22 protein-coding genes are annotated in these 20,646 nt (G+C 70.6%); 15 read left to right on the top strand and 7 right to left on the bottom strand.

The features are described from left to right. Positions 1-187: 187 nt before the first annotated feature. From AAHG09_RS04675 to AAHG09_RS04665, 3 genes are read left to right on the top strand one after another with little or no spacing between them, the layout of a single operon-like run. On the top strand, positions 188-487 hold the full coding sequence (locus AAHG09_RS04675) for a hypothetical protein (RefSeq protein ID WP_342105707.1): 300 nt from the start codon (positions 188-190) through the stop codon (positions 485-487). A gap of 36 nt (positions 488-523) precedes the next feature. Next, positions 524-1,618, top strand: a complete 1,095-nt coding sequence (locus tag AAHG09_RS04670) for a phosphoesterase (RefSeq protein ID WP_342105706.1) — start codon at positions 524-526, stop codon at positions 1,616-1,618. Then, positions 1,615-2,304 carry an SDR family NAD(P)-dependent oxidoreductase gene (locus tag AAHG09_RS04665; RefSeq protein ID WP_342105704.1) on the top strand — a complete coding sequence of 230 codons (690 nt, stop codon included), beginning with the start codon at positions 1,615-1,617 and terminating at the stop codon, positions 2,302-2,304. The genes AAHG09_RS04670 and AAHG09_RS04665 overlap by 4 nt, the downstream gene beginning before the upstream one ends. 16 nt (positions 2,305-2,320) lie before the next feature. Here the strand turns inward: AAHG09_RS04665 and AAHG09_RS04660 are convergent, their stop codons facing one another. Together AAHG09_RS04660 and AAHG09_RS04655 are read right to left on the bottom strand one after the other, a co-directional pair. After that, on the bottom strand, positions 2,321-3,397 hold the full coding sequence (locus AAHG09_RS04660; RefSeq protein WP_342105703.1) for a tartrate dehydrogenase: 1,077 nt from the start codon (positions 3,395-3,397) through the stop codon (positions 2,321-2,323). A 23-nt stretch (positions 3,398-3,420) separates the two neighbouring features. Continuing rightward, positions 3,421-4,719 carry an MFS transporter gene (locus tag AAHG09_RS04655; RefSeq protein ID WP_342105702.1) on the bottom strand — a complete coding sequence of 433 codons (1,299 nt, stop codon included), beginning with the start codon at positions 4,717-4,719 and terminating at the stop codon, positions 3,421-3,423. Between the two features lie 153 nt (positions 4,720-4,872). Between AAHG09_RS04655 and AAHG09_RS04650 the strand changes: the two genes are divergently transcribed. After that, positions 4,873-5,595, top strand: a complete 723-nt coding sequence (locus AAHG09_RS04650) for a GntR family transcriptional regulator (RefSeq protein WP_342105701.1) — start codon at positions 4,873-4,875, stop codon at positions 5,593-5,595. Between the two features lie 88 nt (positions 5,596-5,683). Here AAHG09_RS04650 and AAHG09_RS04645 read toward each other — a convergent pair whose 3' ends face one another. After that, complete coding sequence (locus tag AAHG09_RS04645) at positions 5,684-5,893, bottom strand: hypothetical protein (protein WP_342105700.1); 210 nt, start codon at positions 5,891-5,893, stop codon at positions 5,684-5,686. Positions 5,894-6,325: 432 nt separating this feature from the next. On the opposite strand from AAHG09_RS04645, the gene AAHG09_RS04640 reads away from it, so the two are divergent. Both AAHG09_RS04640 and AAHG09_RS04635 read left to right on the top strand, forming a co-directional pair. Continuing rightward, on the top strand, positions 6,326-6,550 hold the full coding sequence (locus AAHG09_RS04640) for a hypothetical protein (protein ID WP_342105699.1): 225 nt from the start codon (positions 6,326-6,328) through the stop codon (positions 6,548-6,550). Positions 6,551-6,746: 196 nt separating this feature from the next. Further along, positions 6,747-6,920: a hypothetical protein gene (locus AAHG09_RS04635; RefSeq protein ID WP_342105697.1), complete on the top strand. Its 174-nt coding sequence runs from the start codon at positions 6,747-6,749 to the stop codon at positions 6,918-6,920. A 31-nt stretch (positions 6,921-6,951) separates the two neighbouring features. Here AAHG09_RS04635 and AAHG09_RS04630 read toward each other — a convergent pair whose 3' ends face one another. Continuing rightward, on the bottom strand, positions 6,952-7,650 hold the full coding sequence (locus tag AAHG09_RS04630; protein ID WP_342105695.1) for a cache domain-containing protein: 699 nt from the start codon (positions 7,648-7,650) through the stop codon (positions 6,952-6,954). Between the two features lie 125 nt (positions 7,651-7,775). Continuing rightward, the gene (gene murI, locus AAHG09_RS04625) at positions 7,776-8,651 is read right to left on the bottom strand and encodes a glutamate racemase (RefSeq protein ID WP_342105693.1); all 876 of its coding nucleotides are present in this window, start codon (positions 8,649-8,651) and stop codon (positions 7,776-7,778) included. Positions 8,652-8,913: 262 nt separating this feature from the next. Between murI and egtB the strand changes: the two genes are divergently transcribed. The 3 genes from egtB to AAHG09_RS04610 are packed head-to-tail and all read left to right on the top strand — an operon-like array spanning position 8,914 to position 12,224. Continuing rightward, positions 8,914-10,182: an ergothioneine biosynthesis protein EgtB gene (gene egtB / locus AAHG09_RS04620; RefSeq protein ID WP_342105691.1), complete on the top strand. Its 1,269-nt coding sequence runs from the start codon at positions 8,914-8,916 to the stop codon at positions 10,180-10,182. An 18-nt stretch (positions 10,183-10,200) separates the two neighbouring features. Further along, positions 10,201-11,160 carry an L-histidine N(alpha)-methyltransferase gene (gene egtD, locus AAHG09_RS04615; RefSeq protein WP_342105690.1) on the top strand — a complete coding sequence of 320 codons (960 nt, stop codon included), beginning with the start codon at positions 10,201-10,203 and terminating at the stop codon, positions 11,158-11,160. 23 nt (positions 11,161-11,183) lie between these two features. Beyond that, on the top strand, positions 11,184-12,224 hold the full coding sequence (locus tag AAHG09_RS04610; RefSeq protein ID WP_342105689.1) for an adenylate/guanylate cyclase domain-containing protein: 1,041 nt from the start codon (positions 11,184-11,186) through the stop codon (positions 12,222-12,224). A gap of 287 nt (positions 12,225-12,511) precedes the next feature. Here the strand turns inward: AAHG09_RS04610 and AAHG09_RS04605 are convergent, their stop codons facing one another. After that, complete coding sequence (locus AAHG09_RS04605; RefSeq protein ID WP_342105688.1) at positions 12,512-12,727, bottom strand: hypothetical protein; 216 nt, start codon at positions 12,725-12,727, stop codon at positions 12,512-12,514. 415 nt (positions 12,728-13,142) lie between these two features. On the opposite strand from AAHG09_RS04605, the gene AAHG09_RS04600 reads away from it, so the two are divergent. The 3 genes from AAHG09_RS04600 to AAHG09_RS04590 are packed head-to-tail and all read left to right on the top strand — an operon-like array spanning position 13,143 to position 15,333. Then, the gene (locus AAHG09_RS04600) at positions 13,143-14,276 is read left to right on the top strand and encodes a S1C family serine protease (RefSeq protein ID WP_342105687.1); all 1,134 of its coding nucleotides are present in this window, start codon (positions 13,143-13,145) and stop codon (positions 14,274-14,276) included. Then, positions 14,273-14,521 carry a hypothetical protein gene (locus AAHG09_RS04595; RefSeq protein ID WP_342105686.1) on the top strand — a complete coding sequence of 83 codons (249 nt, stop codon included), beginning with the start codon at positions 14,273-14,275 and terminating at the stop codon, positions 14,519-14,521. The genes AAHG09_RS04600 and AAHG09_RS04595 overlap by 4 nt, the downstream gene beginning before the upstream one ends. A gap of 2 nt (positions 14,522-14,523) precedes the next feature. Then, positions 14,524-15,333 carry a DnaJ domain-containing protein gene (locus tag AAHG09_RS04590; protein ID WP_342105684.1) on the top strand — a complete coding sequence of 270 codons (810 nt, stop codon included), beginning with the start codon at positions 14,524-14,526 and terminating at the stop codon, positions 15,331-15,333. 83 nt (positions 15,334-15,416) lie between these two features. Here AAHG09_RS04590 and AAHG09_RS04585 read toward each other — a convergent pair whose 3' ends face one another. Then, entirely contained in the window at positions 15,417-16,919 is a 1,503-nt protein-coding gene (locus tag AAHG09_RS04585) for a D-alanyl-D-alanine carboxypeptidase (protein ID WP_342105683.1), read from the bottom strand. Between the two features lie 282 nt (positions 16,920-17,201). On the opposite strand from AAHG09_RS04585, the gene AAHG09_RS04580 reads away from it, so the two are divergent. From AAHG09_RS04580 to clpA, 3 genes are all read left to right on the top strand, one after another. Beyond that, positions 17,202-17,534, top strand: coding sequence for a phasin family protein (locus tag AAHG09_RS04580; protein ID WP_342105681.1), 333 nt, complete (start codon positions 17,202-17,204; stop codon positions 17,532-17,534). A 226-nt stretch (positions 17,535-17,760) separates the two neighbouring features. Further along, positions 17,761-18,114 (top strand): ATP-dependent Clp protease adapter ClpS, encoded by a 354-nt coding sequence (gene clpS, locus AAHG09_RS04575; protein ID WP_342105680.1) that lies wholly within the window; start codon positions 17,761-17,763, stop codon positions 18,112-18,114. Positions 18,115-18,152: 38 nt separating this feature from the next. Beyond that, positions 18,153-20,636, top strand: a complete 2,484-nt coding sequence (gene clpA, locus AAHG09_RS04570) for an ATP-dependent Clp protease ATP-binding subunit ClpA (protein WP_342105679.1) — start codon at positions 18,153-18,155, stop codon at positions 20,634-20,636. The last annotated feature ends 10 nt before the right edge of the window (positions 20,637-20,646 follow it).

The raw sequence follows: 20,646 nt of genomic DNA, 5'->3' as shown, positions 1-20,646 counted from the left end.
CCCGACGTTACTGCTGTTCCTGGCGCATGATGCGGCGAATGCGTCGCATCATCGTGCCGCAGGCGGGCCAATATCTCTGGGCTCAGCCCGATTTCGGCCCGTGCCTGCGTCAAGTGGCGCAGCAACCGCGGCCCATGCCCCGAAGTTGGCCGACGCGTTTCACCCGACACCAACAGACGAGGCGAGCATGTCCGAGAACGGTCAAAGCCGGTCCGCGAAGGCGCAGATGGCCGATACGGTGCAGGCGGCCGGCAGTGCCAAGGCCGGTGCCGGCCACCCGGCGGTGGAGGAGGGCGGGCCGGCCACGCCCCCCACCGACGGCAAGGGGCATCCGAAGCCGGCGGCTTCGAGCGCGGATGCCGACGGCTCGCCCGAGGCCGGCACCTCCGCCGCCACGGCCGGACGGGCCGAGAAGGAGGCCGCCGAGGAGGCCGGGCACGCCAAGGAGCAGCATGGACGGGGACGGCGCAAGGCCGAAGAGGCGTGAGCCGGACAATCCAGGGGCAACCATCGTGAAGGCACCGTGACCGACCTCGCCACCCATGGTGCCGCGTTCGCCCGGGCCGTCGCCGGCTTCGGCCCGGAGCCGCCCGTCGTTCTGTGCCACGACGATGCCGACGGCCTTTCGGCGGGCGCCATCCTGGGACGCGCCTTCGATCGCGCCGGCGATGGCCCTTGGCGCGGCAGCGCCCTGGTCCGGGTCGTCGGCCGCGGCGAGTCGGCCTGGTCGCAGGCGCTGCGCGACGAGCTCGCCGCCCGCAAGCCCGGCGGGCTCGTGGTGACCGATCTCGGCGTCCAGGCCGGCGCCATCCTCCCGGGCGTGCCGATGGTGCTGGTCGATCACCACATCCCGCGCGCATGGCCCGAGCCCGCCGACGCCACGGTGATCAGCGGCCATGCGGACGCGCCGATCCCGACCTCCAGCCTGCTCGCCTTCGCGTGCGCGGCGGCCTTGCCCCTGACGGGGTCGGGCGGCGTAGAGGATCTCGCGTGGCTCGCCGGGATCGGGCTCGTCGGCGATCTCGGAGATCGCGGCGCGACCGGCGACTTTCCCGACATCATGGGCCCGCTGCGCAAGGCGCACACCGCCAAGGCCCTGCGCGAGGCCGTGAGCCTCGTCAACGCGCCGCGGCGGTCGGCGTCAGGCGACGCACGGCCGGCCCTGCGCCTGCTCCTCAAGGCGACGGGACCGGCGGACATCATCGACGGGACCGATCCCGACGCCGCGAGCCTGCGCGCGGCCCGCGCCGAGGTGAAGGCGGCGCTGGAGGCCGCCCGGAGCGTGCCCCCGCTCTTCGCCGGTCCCGTGGCGCTGATCCACTGCGACTCGCCCTGCCAGATCCATCCGCTCGTCGCGCAATCCTGGACCGGCCGCCTGCGCCGGCAGGTGGTGATCGGCGCGAATGCGGGCTTCCGGCCCGGCTTCGTCCACTTCGCCGCGCGCAGCGCCGCGGTACCCGACCTGATCACGTTCCTCGAGGAGCGCGCGCCGCCGCTCGGGCCGGACGACCAGTTCGCGCAGGGGCACCGGCGCGCGACCGGCGGCCAGATACGGGTCGAGACTTGGAACCGCTTCGTCGCGGATCTCGGCTTCGGGCCGGAGGCTCGGGTCCCGTGAGCCGGCGCCGGGCGCTGATCGTCGGAGCCTCCCGCGGGCTCGGCCTGGGGCTCGTCGCCCGGCTGCTCGACCAGGGCTGGGACGTGACCGCCACCGTGCGGCGGCCCTCGGCGGCTTTGGCCGATCAGGCGCAGCGCGGCCCCCTGACGATCGAGAGCGGTATCGACATCGACGACGATGCGGCCGTTAGGGCGCTCGCGGACCGGCTGTCCGACACGCCGGACTTCGATTGCGTGTTCGTCGTGGCCGGCGTCGCCACGCAGGCCGGCACGCCGGCCGGCCAGATGCCCCGCGCGGTGGCGGGCGCGGTGTTCCAGACCAACGCCCTGAGCCCGATCCGCTTCGCGGAGGTCTTTCGCAAGCGGGTCGCCCGGGACGGCCTGATCGTGCTGATGACCTCGAAGCTCGGATCCGTTTCCCTCAACCGCGGCGGCGGCTGGGGCAGCTACCGGGCCAGCAAGGCGGCGCTGAACACCCTGGCCCGCTCCTTCGCGGGGCAGCATTCCGGGGCGGCGTGGGGGCTCATCCTCATGCATCCGGGATGGGTCCGCACCGACCTCGGCGGCCGCCGCGCGACGCTGGACGTCGAGACCAGCGCGCGCGGGATGGTCGCGGTGATCGAGGCGCGCCTCGGCGAGCGCGGATGCGTGTTCCTCGACTATACGGGCGCGACGGTGCCCTGGTGATCCGGGCCGGAGCCCGTCAGGAATTGTCCCCCCGGATCGCCGCGATCACGGCATCGGTGACCTGCCGGGTCGTCGCCTGACCGCCGAGATCGGGGGTGTGGAGGTTCGGGTCCGCGGTCACGCGCTCGACCGCGCGCATCAGCCGTTCGGCGGCCTGCATCTCGCCGAGGTGCTCCAGCATCTGGCAGGCCGTCCAGAAGGTCGCCACCGGGTTGGCGATGCCCTTGCCGGTGATGTCGAAGGCCGAGCCGTGGATTGGCTCGAACATCGACGGGAAGGTGCGCTCCGGGTTGATGTTGGCGGTCGGCGCGATGCCGAGGGAGCCGGCGAGCGCCGCCGCGAGGTCCGACAGGATGTCGGCGTGGAGGTTCGTCGCCACGATCGTGTCGAGGGTCGCGGGCTTCGTGACCATGCGCATGGTCATGGCGTCGACCAGCATCTTGTCCCAGGTGACGTCGGGGAAGTCCCGGGCGACCTCGGCGGCGATCTCGTCCCACATCACCATGGCGTGGCGCTGGGCGTTCGACTTCGTCACCACGGTCAGCAGCTTGCGCGGCCGGGACTGGGCGAGCTTGAAGGCGTAGCGGATGATCCGGTCCACCCCTGAGCGGGTCATCATCGAGACGTCGGTGGCGACCTCGTTGGCATGGCCCTGGTGGACCCGGCCGCCGACGCCGGCATACTCGCCCTCCGAGTTCTCGCGCACGATCACCCAGTCGAGTTCCGGCCCCGAGACGTGGCGCAGCGGGCTGGTGATGCCGGGCAGGATCCGGGTCGGGCGGACATTGGCGTACTGATCGAAGGGCTGGCAGATCGCGAGCCGCAGGCCCCAGAGGGTGATGTGGTCGGGCACGTCCGGCGCGCCGACCGCGCCGAAGAAGATCGCGTCGTGGTTCCTGATCTGCTCGCGGCCGTCCGCCGGCATCATGACGCCGTGCCGCTTGTAGTAGTCCGAGCCCCAGTCGAAATGGTCGAACTGGAACCGGAAGGTGCCGGTCTTCTCGGCCAGGGCGTCGAGCGCCTCAATGCCGGCGGCGATGACCTCGACGCCGATGCCGTCCGCCGGAATGGCCGCGATGGTGTAGGTCTTCATGGTGGGTCTCCGAGGAAAGGGATTCAACGCAGGGCGACGCGGGCCGGCCCGGTGCGGCGCCCGGCCCGGGCGACCACGAGGGTCAGGATCGCCGAGAGCAGGAGCAGGCCGGCCACGAACATCAGACCGCCCGCGAAGCTGCCGGTCCGGTCCTTGATCCAGCCGATCATCCATGGGCCGACGAAGCCGCCGAGATTGCCGATCGCGTTGATGGTGGCGATGCCGACCGCCGCGGCCGGACCGGACAGGAACAGCGTCGGCATCGCCCAGAGCGGCGGCTTGGCGGCGCTGATCCCGACATTGACGAGGCTCAGCGCGGCGATGACCGCCACCACCGAGGCGGCGGCGCCGGCCAGCATCAGGCCCAGGGAGGCGGCGAGGCAGGCGATCACCACGTGCCACGTGCGCTCGCCGGTGCGGTCGGAATGGCGCGCCCACAGGATCATCGCCACCACCGCGATGGCCGGCGGCACCGCGTTGAGCAGGCCGACCGTCATGGTCGACAGGCCCAGCCCCTTGATGATCTGCGGCGCCCAGATGCCGAGGGTGTAGAGGCCCGCGGAGGTACCGAAATACACGAGGGCGAGCGCCAGCACGCGCAGGTCGGTGAGCCCGCTCAGCAGGTTGTGGCGGGCCTGTTCCCGCCGCCCGGCCCGCTCCGCCTCCATCTCGGCCACGAGCCAGGCGCGCTGGTCGTCGGCGAGCCACGTCGCTGTCTCGGGCCGGTCGGTCAGGTAGACCAGCACGACGAAACCGAGGATCACCGCGGGCACCGCCTCGATCAGGAACATCCACTGCCAGCCGTGCAGGCCCCAAATGCCCTCCATCCCGAGGAGCGCGCTCGACACGGGCGAGCCCAGCAGCACCGAGACCGGCGCCGCCGCCATGAACAGCGACACCACCGCGGCCCGGTAGCGGATGGGGAACCAGTAGCCGAGATAGAGGATGATGCCGGGGAAGAAGCCGGCCTCCGCGGCGCCGAGCAGGAAGCGGAGCCCGTAGAAGCTCATCTCGCCCTGGATGAACGCGAAGGCACCCGAGATGAGCCCCCAGGTGATCATCACGCGGGCGATCCAGAGCCGGGCGCCGACCCGGTCGAGGATGATGTTCGAGGGCACCTCGAACAGGAAGTAGCCGAAGAAGAACACGCCGGCGCCGAAGCCGAAGACGGACGCCGAGAAGCCGAGATCCTTGTTCATCGTCAGGGCCGCGAAGCCGATATTCACGCGGTCGATGAAGGCGATGAAGTAGAGCAGGCAGATGAAGGGGATGAGGCGCCACGCGACCCTGCGCATGGCGGCCTGCTCGAGCGAGCGCTCCATCGTGTCCTCCCATCGCCGGATCGGCGCGTCTGTTGCGCGCCATCTTCCATGCAAGATGGAATACGAGTAGGTCTGGGCTTGCGGCGTGTCAACGGCCATTCCGCGGCTGGAGTGGACGCGGTAAGTCCGGCCGGTGACGGGGAGAGACGGTCGATGGCGCGGGCGCGAGCCGACGGGACTTCGGAAGCGCAGGGCGCCGAGGAGGGCGAGAAGCGCGGCTCCCTGGTCGACGATGCCTACGCGGCGATGCGCGACGCGATCCGCGATGCCAGCTTCGCGCCGGGCTATCAGGCCTCCGAGCAGGAAATCGCCCTGCGGCTCGGCATGAGCCGGACGCCGGTCCACGAGGCGGCGATCCGGCTCCAGGAGGATGGCCTCGTGCGCGTCCTGCCGCGCAAGGGCATCCTGATCCTCGCCCTGGCACCGGACGACATGCGCGAGATCTACGATGTCGTCATCGCCATGGATGGCCGGGCCGCCGAACTGGTGGCGGTGCTCCCCGAGGCGGCGCGTCTGGCCGCCGCGCAGACGCTCGACGCCCACACGGACGCGATGGCGGCGGCGCATGCGGGCGGCGACCTGCCGGGCTGGGGCGTGGCCGACGCGGCCTTCCACGCGGCCCTGATCGCCCAGGCCCGCAACGGACGGATGAGCCGCATCGTGCAGGCGATCAACGATCAGTCGCATCGGGCGCGGATGCTGACGCTGAATCTGCGCCCGACCCTCGCCGCCTCGATCGCCGAGCACCGGCGGATCGCACAGGCCATCCGGACGGGGAGCGCCGGGGCCGCCCTCGACGCCGCGCGCCAGCATCGCATCCGGGCCCGGAACGAGCTCCTGCCGCTGCTGGAGCGCTTCGGGCTCAAACACCTCTGATCGCGTTTCGAAGCCGGAGCGGCCCTCGACAAAGTTTTGCGACCCGCCGGGACCGGAGCGGATCGCGGCGTCCGTGGGGTGTGGCAGCCTATCGCGGCCGCAGGAAGCTGCGCTGTCGCGCCAGCACGGACAACCGGCGCCAGCCGCGCTTGCGCCCGAAGGACCGGCGGGGATCGAGATGCGCCGGCTCCGCGCCCCGCCCGACCATCCGCGGACCATGGGCCGCGCCGATCGCCACCAGAGCCGCGACGCCGATCAGGGCGACCAGGGTGGCGCCCCAGAACAGGTTCTCGAACATCGCGCACGCCCCGGACGGGGCGTTTCGCCCCGTCGACATTAAACCACAGGTTACCGCCGCCGGAACCGGGAATCGCTCCGCGTCGGCACGCCCCCCAGGTCATTTCGACGGGCCGCTGTGGATAGCGGCAACAGAGTCCGGACTGATCGGTCCCATTCAGACCCCGCCACGCGCCGTCCGATGGCGCCGGCCGTCCCGCCGTTCCCGGGCCGCGTGAAGCAGCCGACCCGCGACCGGGCCTGAGGCGCGAAACCCGCCCGCGCCCCGCGCGGGGTCTTGTTTTCACAGTTTCCGCCTGGGCCGATCAGTGCTTTCGCGCGCGGACTCCGTCGAAAACAATCGTTCTCACTCAAAGCGCCCGGGGCTTGAAAAATCGGGGCTGATTTAACTTAGGATAGAGCACATCAGGCCCCCGCATGGGATTCCGAACCCATGACACGCGCTGGCACGCCGACATCCCAGTACGTCATCACAGCCCGCGGGCAGGGGGGCGATGTCCGCCAGACCAGGGTCCGGGCCGCGAGCGCGGTCGTGCTGGCACGGACCTGGATCGCCGCCGGCTACGACGCGGTGCAGATCATCGACCCCCTGGGCCGGGTGCTCAGCCCGGAGCGCTACCGGAGCAGGATCATGAACGGCGGCCGGTTCTTCTGTTGAGGGCCGAATGGCGCCGCCGCGCGCACTTTGCGGCACACGCCTTCGTCGAGGGACGCTCCGGGCCGAACCGGGATCCATGCCGGCTCGGCAAGTTCCGAAACCCGTCCGAAGCTGTGCGGCGGCAGGCGGAGAAATTTACGAAGCGTTCATCCTCCCGGTGTCCCATCCGGGCCTCAGGGGCCGGAACGAGGATGCGATGCCGGGCGATACCAACCAGCCGCAAGGCCCGATCCTGGAACCCTGGCGCATCCTGGCGCTCGCGCTGATCGTCGCCGCCGGCATGCTGTTCGTCCACATGATCGTGCCCGCTGACGCGGCCGCGGATCCGGCCAGGAACACACCGGCCGCTCTCCACGGTCCGCGACCGTAAAGCGTCGGCCGCAGGCCCACGCGCCGGGCGGTCAGGGCCGTCCGGCCTTGTCGAGGGCGGTCGCCGCGGCGGTCAGGTCGCGCCGCGCCTTGGCGATCGCCGCGGCCTTCTCGGCCCCCTGCGCGTTGAGCGCTTCGAGGAAGGCGGTCCAGTCGGCGCGGGCGCTCGTCGGGATCGCGCCGTCGAGCCGCTGGCGGAGCTGGGCGACCCGGCCGTCCGCCGTCGCCGTCTCGGGGGCCGCCACATCGGCATCGTACACGCCAACCGCACAGGTCTGGTCGCCGGCCTTGGTGTAGTAGGTCGTCTTGGGCTCCTCGACGGTGCTGCCGGGCTTCGGGAACAGGTAGCGGATCACCGAGATCTGGCCGGGCTTGGCGGTCTCCATCATGGTCCGGATGAAGTAATTGCCGGTCCGGTCGTGCAGGTCGCGGACGTCGTGCCCCTTCAGGATCGGGTTCGGATGGGCCGACATGACGCCGTCCGGCCCGACGCAGAACACGTAGGTGTCGGCGGTGCGGAAGCCCCGGGCCCCGTCGGTGAAGTCCCGGAGGGCCTGCGCCCGGTCGGCCGCGAGCGCCCGACCGACCCGGCCGAGCATCCAGGACGCAAACCCGTTCGGGCTCGGATCGTCGCAGGCGGTGGGCGCCTCGCCGTCCCCGCACGCCCGGGCGGGGACGGTCGGCGCCAATCCGATCAGCAGCACGGCCGCAAGCGTTGCAGCTTTCAGCATGGCGACGCCTCTCGAATGCAGCATATCCCGTCGAGTCGCCGCAATCAGAGACTGCATTCGCCGGCATTGCAAGCCGCGAAGACAGTTTTCACGCGATCGTCAGTCGGGCCGCGTTCGGAGCCGGCCTATTGCAGGGGCAGCGGGATCGCCTCGACGGTGACCTCGCCGATCCCGTGGGCCACCAGGGCGGTGCGCAGGGGCTCGGTCAGGCAGGTGCCGGCCGTGAAGGCCCCGTGGGCGGCGCCGTGCCGATCCGCATTCCGCGGCGCGGAGCCGATCAGCTGGACGACGCGCCGGGCGATGGCCGGCGCCGGATCGATCCAAGTCACCGGCCAGGGCGCGAGGGCTTCGAGGCGCGGCAGCAGCAGGGGGTAGTGGGTGCAGGCGAGGCAGACCACGTCGGTCCGCCGCCCGTCCGCCTCGGTGACGAAGCAGGGCGCGATCTCGGCCGCGAGGGCGGCATCGTCCACGGGAGCGCCGGCGAGTTCGGCCTCGGCGTAAGCCGCGAGGTTCTGGGCGCCGACCCGGGTGACCGAGCAGGCGCCGGCATAGGTGGCGATCAGGTCCTGGGTGTAGGAGCGGGCGACCGTGCCGGGGGTCGCCAGCAGGGACACGAGGCGCGAGCGCGTGACCGCGGCGGCCGGCTTGATCGGCGGCACCACGCCGACGAACGGGGTCGTGAAGCGCTGGCGCAGGGCCGGCAGCACCACGGTCGAGGCGGTGTTGCAGGCGATCACCACGAGGTCGGGGCGGTGGGCCGCGACCAGCCGCTCCATCACGGTGAGCACCCGGGCGACGACGGCCGCCTCGGTCAGGCGCCCATACGGGAAGGCGGCGTCGTCGCCGACATAGAGATAGCGGGCATCGGGTCGCGCGCGCCGCAGGGCGTCGAGCACCGTGAGGCCGCCGAGCCCGGAATCGAACACCAGGATGGTCGGCTCGGCGGCGCCGTGCAGGGCCGCGGCAGAAAGGCTGGCCCCGGCCATCAGATCGATCCGCATGTGACGTCCGGACTCCTCGCGAGGGTCCCGAGATTCGGCATCGCTGGTTAAGGCAATCTCACTGCGGCGAGAGAAAGACCCGCGATCCCCAACCCGTCCTGTTAACCGCGGCGGCGCGGCGGCGAACCCCTCGCGACCGACATCGGCCGGGCGGACTCTTCCTGTGGAGGTTGTCGGAGCACGGCCAAGACATATCTTCTGCGCGCCGGACGGGGAGCGAGGAAACGCTTTCCGATAGGGCTCGATAAAGGGGACGCTCGTCATGGCAGCGACAGCCGCACTGCGCTCGGACGAAACCCGTAATTCTGGAGCGCCGGCCTTCCCGCCGCCGCCCGTCTCGGCGCGTCCGATCGACCGGGCCGCCTGGATCTCCGCCTACCGGCAGGTCCGGGGCGAGACCGAGCGCCGGGCCGCGCCGCTCTCCGCGGAGGACCAGCAGGTCCAGTCCATGGCGGATGCCAGCCCGACCAAGTGGCACCGGGCGCACGTGACGTGGTTCTTCGAGCAGTTCCTGCTGCGCGAGCACCTGCCGGGCTACGCGATCTACGATCAGCGCCTGCACTACCTGTTCAATTCGTACTACGTGGCGGCCGGGCCGCGGCAGCCGCGCATCCAGCGGGGCATGATCACCCGCCCGACGCTCGCCGAGGTGACGGCCTACCGGGCGCATGTCGACCGGGCCGTGGAGGCCCTGCTCGGCCAGGCCTCGGAGCGCGCCCTGGAGGCGCTGCTGCCGATCCTCGAGATCGGGTTCTACCACGAGCAGCAGCACCAGGAATTGCTGCTCACCGACATCCTGCACGCCTTCGCGCAGAATCCGCTGAACCCGGTCTACGACCCGGACTGGCGCTTCCCGCAGGCTGCGGCCCAGTCCGGCCAGACCCGCCTCGACCGGGGCATCGCCTGGATCGGCCACGAGGGCCCGGGCTTCTCCTTCGACAACGAATCGCCCCGCCACGAGACGCTGATCCAGCCCGGCCGGATCGACCGGGCGCTGGTGACCAACCGCCAGTGGCTCGCCTTCATGGAGGATGGCGGCTACGCCAAGCCCGAGCTGTGGCTGTCGGACGGCTGGTATGCCGGGCCGGGCGAGGGCTGGGAGGCCCCGGGCTACTGGCGCCGGGACGGTGACGGCTGGGCCACCATGACGCTCGGCGGCGAGCGCCCGGTGGATCTCGACGCGCCCGTCACCCACGTCAGCTACTACGAGGCCGACGCCTATGCCCGCTGGGCCGGGCGCTTCCTGCCGACCGAGTTCGAGTGGGAGGTCGCGGCCCGGGACGGCGGCCTGCCGGACGCCTTCGGGCTCGTCTGGCAATGGACCCGCAGCGCCTACGTCGCCTATCCGGGCTACCGCCCGCTGCCGGGGGCCCTGGGCGAATACAACGGCAAGTTCATGAACAACCAGTTCGTGCTGCGCGGCTCCTCGGTGGCGACGCCCGAGGGCCATGCCCGGCTGCCGTACCGCAACTTCTTCTATCCGCACCAGCGCTGGCAGTTCACGGGCCTGCGTCTGGCCGATGCCGCCTGACGCGCCCGGGAGCCAACCTTGACCATCAACCCGACCTTTTCCGACCCGACACCGGTCGCTCCGGCCTTCCTCGACGACGTGCGCGCGGGTCTCTCACAGCGTCAAAAGTCGCTCTCACCGAAGTACTTCTACGACGCCGCCGGCTCGGAGCTGTTCGAGGCGATCACCCAGCTGCCGGAATATTACCCGACCCGCACGGAGATCGGGATCCTGGACGGGCGCGGGCCGGAGATCGCCGCGCTGCTGCCGGCGGGCGCGGCCCTGGTCGAGTTCGGCAGCGGCTCGACGGTGAAGCTGCGCCGCCTGCTGCGGCACCTCGACAAGCTCGCGGCCTACGTGCCGGTGGACGTCTCCGGCGAGTTCTTACGCGCGCAGGCCGAGACGCTGAGTGGGGATTTCCCGCATCTTCGCGTCGAGCCGGTGGTGGCCGACTTCACCCGGGACTTCGACCTGCCCGAGAGCCTCGCGGGCCTGCCCCGGGCCGGCTTCTTCCCAGGCTCGACCATCGGCAATTTCGAGCCGGAGGAGGCCGAGGCGCTGCTCGCGCGCTTCGGGCGGATCTTGGGATCGGGGGCTCACATGATCGTGGGCGTCGACCTCGTGAAGGACGCCAAGACCCTGGAGACCGCCTACGACGACGCGGCCGGCGTCACGGCGGCGTTCAACATGAACCTGCTCACCCGGATCAACCGCGAGCTGGCGGGCCGCTTCGACCTCGACGCCTTCAGCCACCGGGCGGTGTTCAACCGCCAAGCCTCGCGGATCGAGATGCACCTCGTCGCCCGGGACGCCCAGGACGTGGCGGTGGGCTCCGACACGTTCGCATTCGCGGCCGGCGAGACGATCCATACCGAGAGCAGCTACAAGTACACGGTGGAGTCCTTCCGGGCTTTGGCCGAGCGGGCCGGCTGGCGGTGGATCCAGGTCTGGACGGACGCGGGCGGCCTGTTCTCGGTCCACGCCCTGCGGCTGGATTGAGGATCGGGGCGGCGGCCGGGCCGATGGGGTTCCGGCCGCCCTGGTTCGTCCTCGTCGCCCCCGTGCTCGGCGCGCTCGCCGGCTTGCTCTACGGGCTGATCTTCGATGTCGGCACCCTGACCGGCGCGGCGATCCGCGGCGCGATCATCGGCACGCCGATCATGCTGTACGAGCGCCGGCTTCTGGTCCCGACCCTCCGGGAGCGGATCCGGGGCCTCGCCACGCCGCTGTTCCTGCTCGCCACCGTGGCGCTCTACGTGGCGATGATCGTGGCCGGGAACGCGCTCGCCAGCACCGTGCTCAACCGCCTGTTCCGCTTCATGATCAGCGAGCGGAGCGCGATGCTGATGACCGATACCGGCCTGCTCTACGCGCTGGTCATCTCGGCCCTGGTGGTGTTCGTGTTCCGCGTCCGCGACCTGATCGGGCCGGGGGTGTTCGCCAACCTGCTGATCGGGCGCTACCACCGGCCGATCCGCGAGGAGCGGATCTTCCTGTTCCTCGATGTCACCGGCTCGACCCGCTTCGCCGACCAACACGGCGACCGGGCGGCGCAGGCCTATCTGGGGCAGGTGTTCAACGCCCTGGCGCTGCCGGTCTCGCGGGCCCGGGGGGCGATCGACGATTATATCGGCGATCTGGCGCTGGTGACGTGGACAATGGAGCGCGGCATCCGCGATGCCGCCTGCCTGCGGTGCGTGTTCGATTTCGAGAGCCGCCTCGCGGCCGAGGCCGAAGCCTGGCGGAACCGGTTCGGGCAGGTGCCGGAATTCCGGGCGGCGCTGCATTGCGGCCCGGTGGTCACCGCCGAGATCGGGCTGGAGCGGCACAAGATCGCGTATTTCGGCGACACGGTGAACACGACCGCGCGGCTCGAGGGCCTGTCCAAGACGCTGGGGGTCCGGGTGCTGGTCTCGGCCGACCTGCTGGAGCGGATCGGGACCCTGCCCGCCGATCTCGTGGCGGAGGATCTCGGCGCCCATACCCTGCGCGGGCGGGAGGCGCCGCTCACCGTCGCGGCGATCCGACAGCGCAGACGGTCTGAACCGAACCGACTCAAATGATCTGCGCGGATCGGATGGTTTCGCAACGCGCTCGTCGTGCGCCGGCCATCTCCCGGGCGCCTGGAACGCAGTGGAAGGTGAACCGGGATCCAGCAGACGACGTCGCGAAGCGTCGATCTGGATCAACCAGTGCCGCTGGCGCGGCATTTCGTGTGCCGGGTCCCGGATCAGGTTCCGCTGACGCTTACCTGTCCGGGAAAGGGCGCGCTCAGCCGAGTTCCTGGAAGGGACCGGAGCGGGGTCATGCCCCTATCCCCGGTATCCCCGCTCTCAGCGGCGTGGCGCCGTCAGTTCAGGTAGGTGCGGATCCAGTTCGGGGAGAGGATCTCGCCCTCCTCGGTGATGATCCAGGGCTGCTTGGCGGGATCGCTGAGCGCGCCGGCGGCGGCGTTGATCGCCTCGCGCAGGGTGCTGAACCGCTCGGGCTGCGCCAGCGGGGCGCTGGCCGGGGCCGTGCGCCAGATCGTCAGATCGGCGGGCCGTTCCAGAGCTTCGGTTTCCATGGGTTACTCGTCCTTCCGAACCGTGTGCGACCGTTCAGATACCCGTCGCCGGCCTGAGCCAGGTTGGCGCGGGGACCGATGGTCTGAGCGTCAAAGCAAGCATCTCTGCGGCAGCTTTGCGATCAATTCGGGCGGTTTCCGAAACCAGCATCCCTCACGAAAGCATGATGGACGCCGCAGTTGCGTTTTACCAATCCGTATTGAGCGCGTACGCGGTGCCGAGAACTTGCGAGAATTGTGGCCCTCGAATGATGACCATTCCGTTAGCCAGTTCGTCCCGCCCGCCGGCGTGCGCCAGAACACCTCTGAGGCCCACCGGCGGCGGTACGCGTCTGTGTTGACGCTTCGATCCTGAACGCGCACTTAAGGCCCGCGCCCGCCGACTTGGTCCGTCGGCCTTCTGTCGGAGACATCCGTGCCGGATCGTACCGTGCGCTTCGTGCTCGCCGCGGTCCTGGTCCTGCTGGCGCTGTACGTGGCCCAGCCCTACGTGCAGCCGCTGCTCTATTCCGCGACCGCACCCCGGGCCGTGACCGCCCGCGGCGATCTCGCGCAGTCCGAGCAGGCGACGATCCGTCTGTTTGAGCAGGCGAGCCCGTCGGTGGTTCACGTCTTCGCGCAGGGCGCGGCCCAGAACCGCGACCTGCTCGACCTCGATGACGAGGGCGGCGAGCAGGGCGGCGGCACCCAGACCGGCACCGGCTTCGTCTGGGACGGGGCCGGCCACATCGTCACCAACACCCACGTGGTGCAGAACGCCGCACAGAGCGGCGGCAGCGTCTCCGTGCGGCTGAGCGACGGCACCGTGGCCCCCGCGACCCTGGTCGGTCTGGCGCCGTCCTACGACCTCGCGGTCCTGCAGCTCGGGCGCGTCACCCACATGCCGCCGCCGCTGGCGATCGGCAGCTCGGCGGACCTCAAGGTCGGGCAATCGACCTTCGCGATCGGCAACCCGTTCGGCCTCGACCATACCCTGACCACCGGCGTGATCAGCGCGGTCCGGCGGCGGATGCCGACCAGCGAGGGGCGGGAGGTGTCGGGCGTGATCCAGACCGACGCCGCGATCAACCCCGGCAATTCCGGCGGCCCGCTGCTCGATTCCGCCGGCCGGCTGATCGGCGTCAACACCGCGATCGTGTCGCCCTCGGGGGCGAGCGCCGGCATCGGCTTCGCAATTCCGGTCGATGTCGTGAACCGGATCGTGCCGGAACTGATCAAGGTCGGCCGGGTGCGCAACCCCGGCATCGGCATCATCGCCGCCCAGGAGGCGGCCACTGCGCGGCTCGGCATCGACGGGGTGGTGATCGTCCGGGTCCTGCCCGGCTCGCCCGCCGCCCAGGCCGGCCTGCGGGGGGTCGACGCGCAGACCGGCGATCTCGGAGACGTGATCGTGGAGGCCAACGGCCAGCCGGTCCACCGGTTGGCCGATCTCACCGCGGCGATCGAGGAGGCGGGGCTCGGCGCGGCGGTGACGCTGAAGGTCGAGCGCGACGGCCGGGTCCGGCCGGTCCGGATCACCACGACGGATGTGGCGGAGAATCGCCGGTGAGACCCGTGCTTGGACTGGCCCTCTCCGCCCTGATCGCCGGAGCGGCTCACGCGGCCGAGCAGCCCGTGCGCGCCCGCCTCTGCCCGGAGAACCTGCCCGAGGGCGTCCGATTGCCGCCGCAGCCCGGCTGCATGGATACCCCGCGCGACAAGCCGGCGCGCCGGCCGGGGGTCTACGATCTCGGCGACGGCACGACGGTCCGGATCGGCGGCCGGGCCTCGGCCGAGTACGGCGTGCGGCGCTGAGCATGGCGCTGTTCGCCGGCCTGCTCGCGTGCCTGACGCTCTGGTGGCTGTCCAAGAACGGCAACGGTCTCGGCCGCCGCCTGAAGCGTGCCCTCGGCCAGGGCGTCGGCGCCGTGATGGGCGGTACGCGCACGCTCGGCGCGGTGTCGCTGCTGGCCGGCGGCTTCCTGCTGCTGCACGGCAACCTCGTCCTGGCGGCGCTTCTGGGTCTCAGCGGCGTCTGGATGATCGAGGGGCAGGACTCGATGACGGCCCGGCTGCGCCGCATGATCCGGCCCGGGACCGCCAACAAGCCCCGGAATCCCCAAAATCCCCGAAATCCCGGACCACCCCCGGCCCCCCAGGATCCGTACGAGCCCCAGGACCGCCGCTTCCGCACCACGCTGATCGAGGCGCATCTGCGCCCGGACGGCAGCCTGCGCACCGGCCGGGTGACCGGTGGTCCCCAGGCCGGGGCGTGGCTCGACGCGATGTCGATCGACGCGGTGGTCGGGCTGCTGCGGCTCTGCCGCGTGCGCGACCCGATGGGCGCGGCCCTGCTAGAGCCGTATCTCGACCGCCGGGCGCCCGGCTGGCGTGTAGACGCTGAGCGAAATCGCGACCCGGGGCCGCGCGGTGCGTCGCACCCAGGGGCGCTGACGCAGGAGGAGGCGTACCAGATCCTGGGGCTTCAGCGCGGGGCGACCACTGAGCAGATCCGGACGGCCCACCGGACGCTGATGAAGCGCGCCCACCCCGACCAGGGGGGAAGCGCCGAGGGCGCGGCGCGCGTCAACGCCGCCCGGGACAGGCTTCTGAACCGACATCGCTGATACTCCACGCGCGTTGTCAGGGAATGCGAGGGGGGCCGGCCGCGGCGGAACTGCTCCGCGGCACGAAGGTCTGGTCCGGCAGCTCAGCTCCGGGTGGCGAAGCAGCTGAAGCCGCTGCGCTTCAGGGCCGTGCAGGCGTCCTGGGCGGAATCCTGCTCGGCGAAGCCCGAGAAGCGGGCGCGGAACAGCGTCGTGCCGCCGTGCTCGACTTTCACGGTGTAGGGGGCGGCCTTCGAGAGGCTGCCGCCGACCTTGGCGCGGGCCTCCGACAGCATCGAGCGGGCCTTGGTCTCGTCGTCCATGGCGCCGAGCTGGATCACCCAGGCGGTCGGGACGACACGGGCGCCGGTGACCGCCTTCGGCGGATCGTCGCGCTCGACCGAGGCGACGCGCGCCGTCGACTTGCTGGCGCCGGGGAAGGGCGCCTGGGCGCCGCTCGCCCCGGCATAGGCCTGGGCGGATTTCGGGATGCCCTGCGGCCCAACCTTCCAGGCCTCCTGCGGGGACCTGCCGCCAGGCGTCATGGTGCCCGTCGTCGTGGTGCCCCTGGGCGAGAGGTCGAGGGGCTCGCCGGTGGTGCCGGTGGTCTCGACATCCTCGTCATCCGCGGAAGCGACCTGGGTGCGGGTCCGCGACACCGCGTCGGCGACGACCGCGGGCCGCGCGCGCTCGGCGACCTCGGTGACGGGCGCCGAGATCCGGGCGCCGGCATAGGCCTTCGGCAGGCTGCCGCGCACGAGGTCGGCCATGATCCGGTCGCGGCTCGCGCCGGACTTGCCGCCGAGCACGATCGCCACGATCTGGCGGCCCTCCGACTTGGCGGCGGTCATCAGATTGAAGCCGGAATCCCGGGTGTAGCCGGTCTTGATCCCGTCCACGCCCTGGACGTTGCCGAGCAGGTGGTTGTGGTTGCCGATCACCCGGCCGCGGAACGCGAACGAGCGGGTCTGGAAGTAGCGGTAATAGTGGGGGAAGCGGTCCTGGATCGCCCGGGCCAGCACGGTGAGATCGCGGGCCGTGGTGAGCTGGTCGGGATCGGGCAGGCCCGAGGCGTTGGCGTAGTGCGTCCGGCTCATGCCGAGCGCGTGGGCCTTCGCGGTCATCATCTGGGCGAAGCGCTCCTCGGAGCCCGCGATGTTCTCGCCGATGGCGCAGGCCACGTCGTTGGCCGACTTGGTGACGATCGCCTTGATGGCGTCCTCGACCGAGATGGTCTGGCCCGGGCGCAGGCCGAGCTTCGAGGGCGCCTGGGCGGCCGCGTGAGCCGAGATGGTCAGGTCGGAGTCGAGGGCGAACTTGCCGCGCTCCATCTGCTCGAACAGCAGGTAGAGGGTCATCACCTTGGTGATCGACGCCGGGTGGCGCAGGGCATCCTCGTTGACCGCGTGCAGGGTCTTGCCGCTCTTCACGTCGACCACCATGGCGGCGTAGGGCGGGTTGTAGCCGCCGCCGGTCGCGCGGGCGTGGTGGTGATGCCGCCCGCGCCGCGCGTCGGCCGGGGAGGCGAGGGTGGACAGAACCGCCGCGGCCAGGATGGCGGCCGGCAGCGCGGGAATCGTCCGGGAGCGGCCTACTACGCTACGCATCACGCCTGATTGCCTCGCGAGACCGGCCTGCGCCGGTCGTGTCCTTTTGAGCGGAGCGGAACCGGTCGCGTGGCCCCGCTGCATCATCGGAGAGTTAGGCAAGTGCAGTTACAGGCCCGTTAATGCGATCGCCGCGCGTATCGGTTTGTGGCGTTTCTGCTGATGGTTGATTGGGCAGCGGAACCGCGGCTTGACGCTTCCCGATGCGGCGCACACAGTCCGCATCGGATCCGATACCGCCACCCGAGCCACGCCGGCCCGGCGGCGGCCGGGAGTTCGGCCATGCTGACACGCGACGCCCCTTCGCCTTTCCCGTACCCGGCCGGCTTCGGCGCGCCGTGGCGGCGGCTCGGGGTCGCCGGGCGGGCCGCCCAGACCCTCGGGATCGAATGGGCCGACTCCCTCAAGCAGGGCCTCGACGACGTCACGGCCACGGCCGGGACGCTCGCCGCGTGCCGCAACCCGGCCGAGGTCCTGGCGATCCAGTCCGCCTATCTGCAGCGGGCCGGCGCCCGCCTGTCGGCGCGGTCGACGGTGACCGCCGACCTGATCGCGGCGCTCGCCGCCGATCTCCTGCGGCCACCGCCGGCACCACCTGCGGCCCCGGCGCATTAACGGGGCGGCCGCCGTGCGCCCGACGCAAGCTCAGCAGGACGGACAAACGCGCGCAGGCGTCTGGCGAAGTCGGCTCACCGTCTGTAGATTAACGGTAGCGGAGCCGCGCGTTGCTCCGGGCAGGGCCAGGACAGCTTCGCCCGCCAGGATCGGCGACGCCCGCTCCAATCGAGGGATCGGTTCGACGCACATGAGACAGGTCCCCCAACAGGGCACCGCACGTTCGATGAGGACCGAGCAGCCGGTCACGGCCTCCGGCTCGCGCGCGCCGGGTGGCGACGATCGGTCCAACACGGCGATCATCACCCGCACCAAGCCCCGGACCAAGCGGCCGAGCCTCTACCGGGTCCTGCTCCTGAACGACGACTACACGCCGATGGAGTTCGTCGTGCTGGTGGTCGAGCGGTTCTTCAACAAGAGCCACGAGGACGCCTACCAGATCATGATGCACGTGCATCAGAACGGGGTCGGCGAGTGCGGGGTCTTCACCTACGAGGTGGCGGAGACCAAGGTGACGCAGGTCATGGACTTCGCGCGCAAACACCAACATCCTCTCCAGTGCGTTATGGAAAAAAAGTAGGCGCCGTTCGCGGTAGGCACGAAGGACAGAGGCCAGCTTTGCCAAGCTTCTCACGCAGCCTAGAACAAGCTCTCCACCGCGCCCTGGCGCTCGCGGGAGAGCGCCGGCACGAATACGCGACGCTGGAGCACCTCCTGCTCGCCCTCGTGGACGATCAGGATGCGGCCGCGGTCATGCGCGCCTGCAACGTCGAGGTCGACACGCTCAAGCGCAGCCTGATCGACTACGTCGACACCGAACTCTCCAACCTCACCGGCGACGGGCGGCAGGACGCCAAGCCCACGGCGGGCTTCCAGCGCGTGATCCAGCGCGCGGTGATCCACGTCCAGTCCTCCGGCCGGGAGGAGGTGACCGGGGCGAACGTGCTGGTGGCGATCTTCGCCGAGCGCGAGAGCCACGCCGCCTACTTCCTGCAGGAGCAGGACATGACCCGCTACGACGCGGTCAACTACATCAGCCACGGCATCGCCAAGCGCCCCGGCGCCTCCGAGGCGAAGCCCGTCCGCGGCGCCGAGGAGGAGGGCGCCTCCGAGCGTCCGAGCGACGAGGGCGATCCCCGCGGTGCCAAGAAGAAGGGCGACGCGCTGGACGCCTACTGCGTCAACCTCAACAAGAAGGCGCGCGACGGCAAGATCGACCCGTTGATCGGCCGCCATTCCGAAGTCGAGCGCACGATCCAGGTCCTGTGCCGCCGGCAGAAGAACAACCCGCTGCTGGTCGGCGATCCCGGCGTCGGCAAGACCGCGATCGCCGAGGGTCTGGCGCGCAAGATCATCCAGCACGAGGTGCCGGAGGTTCTGGCCGACGCGACCGTCTTCTCCCTCGACATGGGCACGCTGCTCGCCGGCACCCGCTACCGGGGCGACTTCGAGGAGCGCCTCAAGCAGGTGATGAAGGAGATTGAGGCGCACCCGAACGCCATCATGTTCATCGACGAGATCCACACGGTGATCGGCGCCGGTGCGACCTCGGGCGGGGCCATGGACGCGTCGAACCTGCTCAAGCCGGCTCTGGCTTCGGGCACGCTGCGCTGCATCGGCTCGACTACCTACAAGGAGTACCGCCAGTACTTCGAGAAGGACCGGGCCCTGGTGCGCCGGTTCCAGAAGATCGACGTCAACGAGCCGTCGATCCCCGACACGATCGAGATCGTGAAGGGCCTGCGGCCGTACTTCGAGGAGTTTCACAAGCTCAAGTACACGACCGAGGCCGTGAAGGCCGCGGTGGAGCTGTCGGCCCGCTACATCAACGACCGCAAGCTGCCCGACAAGGCGATCGACGTGATCGACGAGACCGGCGCCTCGCAGATGCTGGTGCCGGAGGCGCGCCGCAAGCGCACCATCGGCATCAAGGAGATCGAGGCGACCATCGCCACGATGGCCCGGATCCCGCCGAAGACCGTCTCGAAGGACGACGCGGTGGTGCTCCAGCACCTGACCGAGAACCTGAAGCGGGTTGTCTACGGCCAGCCGAACGCCATCGAGGCCCTGACCTCGGCGATCAAGCTGGCCCGGGCCGGGCTGCGCGACCCGGACAAGCCGATCGGCTCGTACCTGTTCGCGGGCCCGACCGGCGTCGGCAAGACCGAGGCCGCCAAGCAGCTCGCCGCCTCGCTGGGCGTCGAGATGCTGCGGTTCGACATGTCCGAGTACATGGAGCGCCACACGGTGAGCCGCCTGATCGGCGCGCCCCCCGGCTATGTCGGCTTCGACCAGGGCGGCCTGCTGACCGACGGGATCGACCAGCACCCGCACTGCGTGCTCCTGCTCGACGAGATCGAGAAGGCGCATCCGGACCTGTTCAACATCCTGCTGCAGGTGATGGACCACGGGAAGCTGACCGACCACAACGGCAAGCAGGTCGATTTCCGCAACGTCATCATCATCATGACCACCAACGCGGGCGCCTCGGACCTGGCGAAGTCGGCCTACGGCTTCACCCAGTCGAAGCGGACGGGCGACGACGTGGAGGCGATCAACAAGCTGTTCGCGCCGGAATTCCGCAACCGTCTCGACGCGATCATCTCGTTCGGCCACCTGCCGAAGGACGTGGTGGCGAAGGTGGTGGACAAGTTCGTCCTCCAGCTCGAGGCGCAGCTCGCCGACCGCAACGTCACGATCGAGCTCTCCGACGAGGCCCGCGAGTGGCTGGTGGAGCACGGCTACGACGACGCGATGGGCGCGCGTCCGATGGCCCGGCTGATCCAGTCGACCATCAAGACGCCGCTGGCCGACGAGGTGCTGTTCGGCAAGCTGAAGGATGGCGGCGCGGTCAAGGTGGTGGTGCGCAAGCCCGAGGACGCGGAGGCCAAGGCCGGTGCCAAGGACAGCCTCGGCTTCGACTTCCCGGCCGGTCCCGTGACCCCGAAGCCCGAGAAGGACGTCACCAACGCCGCCAAGCGTCACAAGCGGGCGAAGCCCCGCACGGCGGCGCGGAAGAAGACGCCCAAGGACGACAAGGGCGGCGGCGGTTCAGGCGGCGGCGTCCGGACCGTGCCGAAGGTGCCACTCGTGCGTGCCTAATGGTGCACAC

This window comes from Methylobacterium guangdongense, from assembly GCF_038442355.1.
GTDB lineage: Bacteria > Pseudomonadota > Alphaproteobacteria > Rhizobiales > Beijerinckiaceae > Methylobacterium > Methylobacterium guangdongense.
The sequence above is the reverse complement of the archived record's forward strand: the minus strand, read 5'-3'. Positions and strand labels throughout refer to the sequence as shown.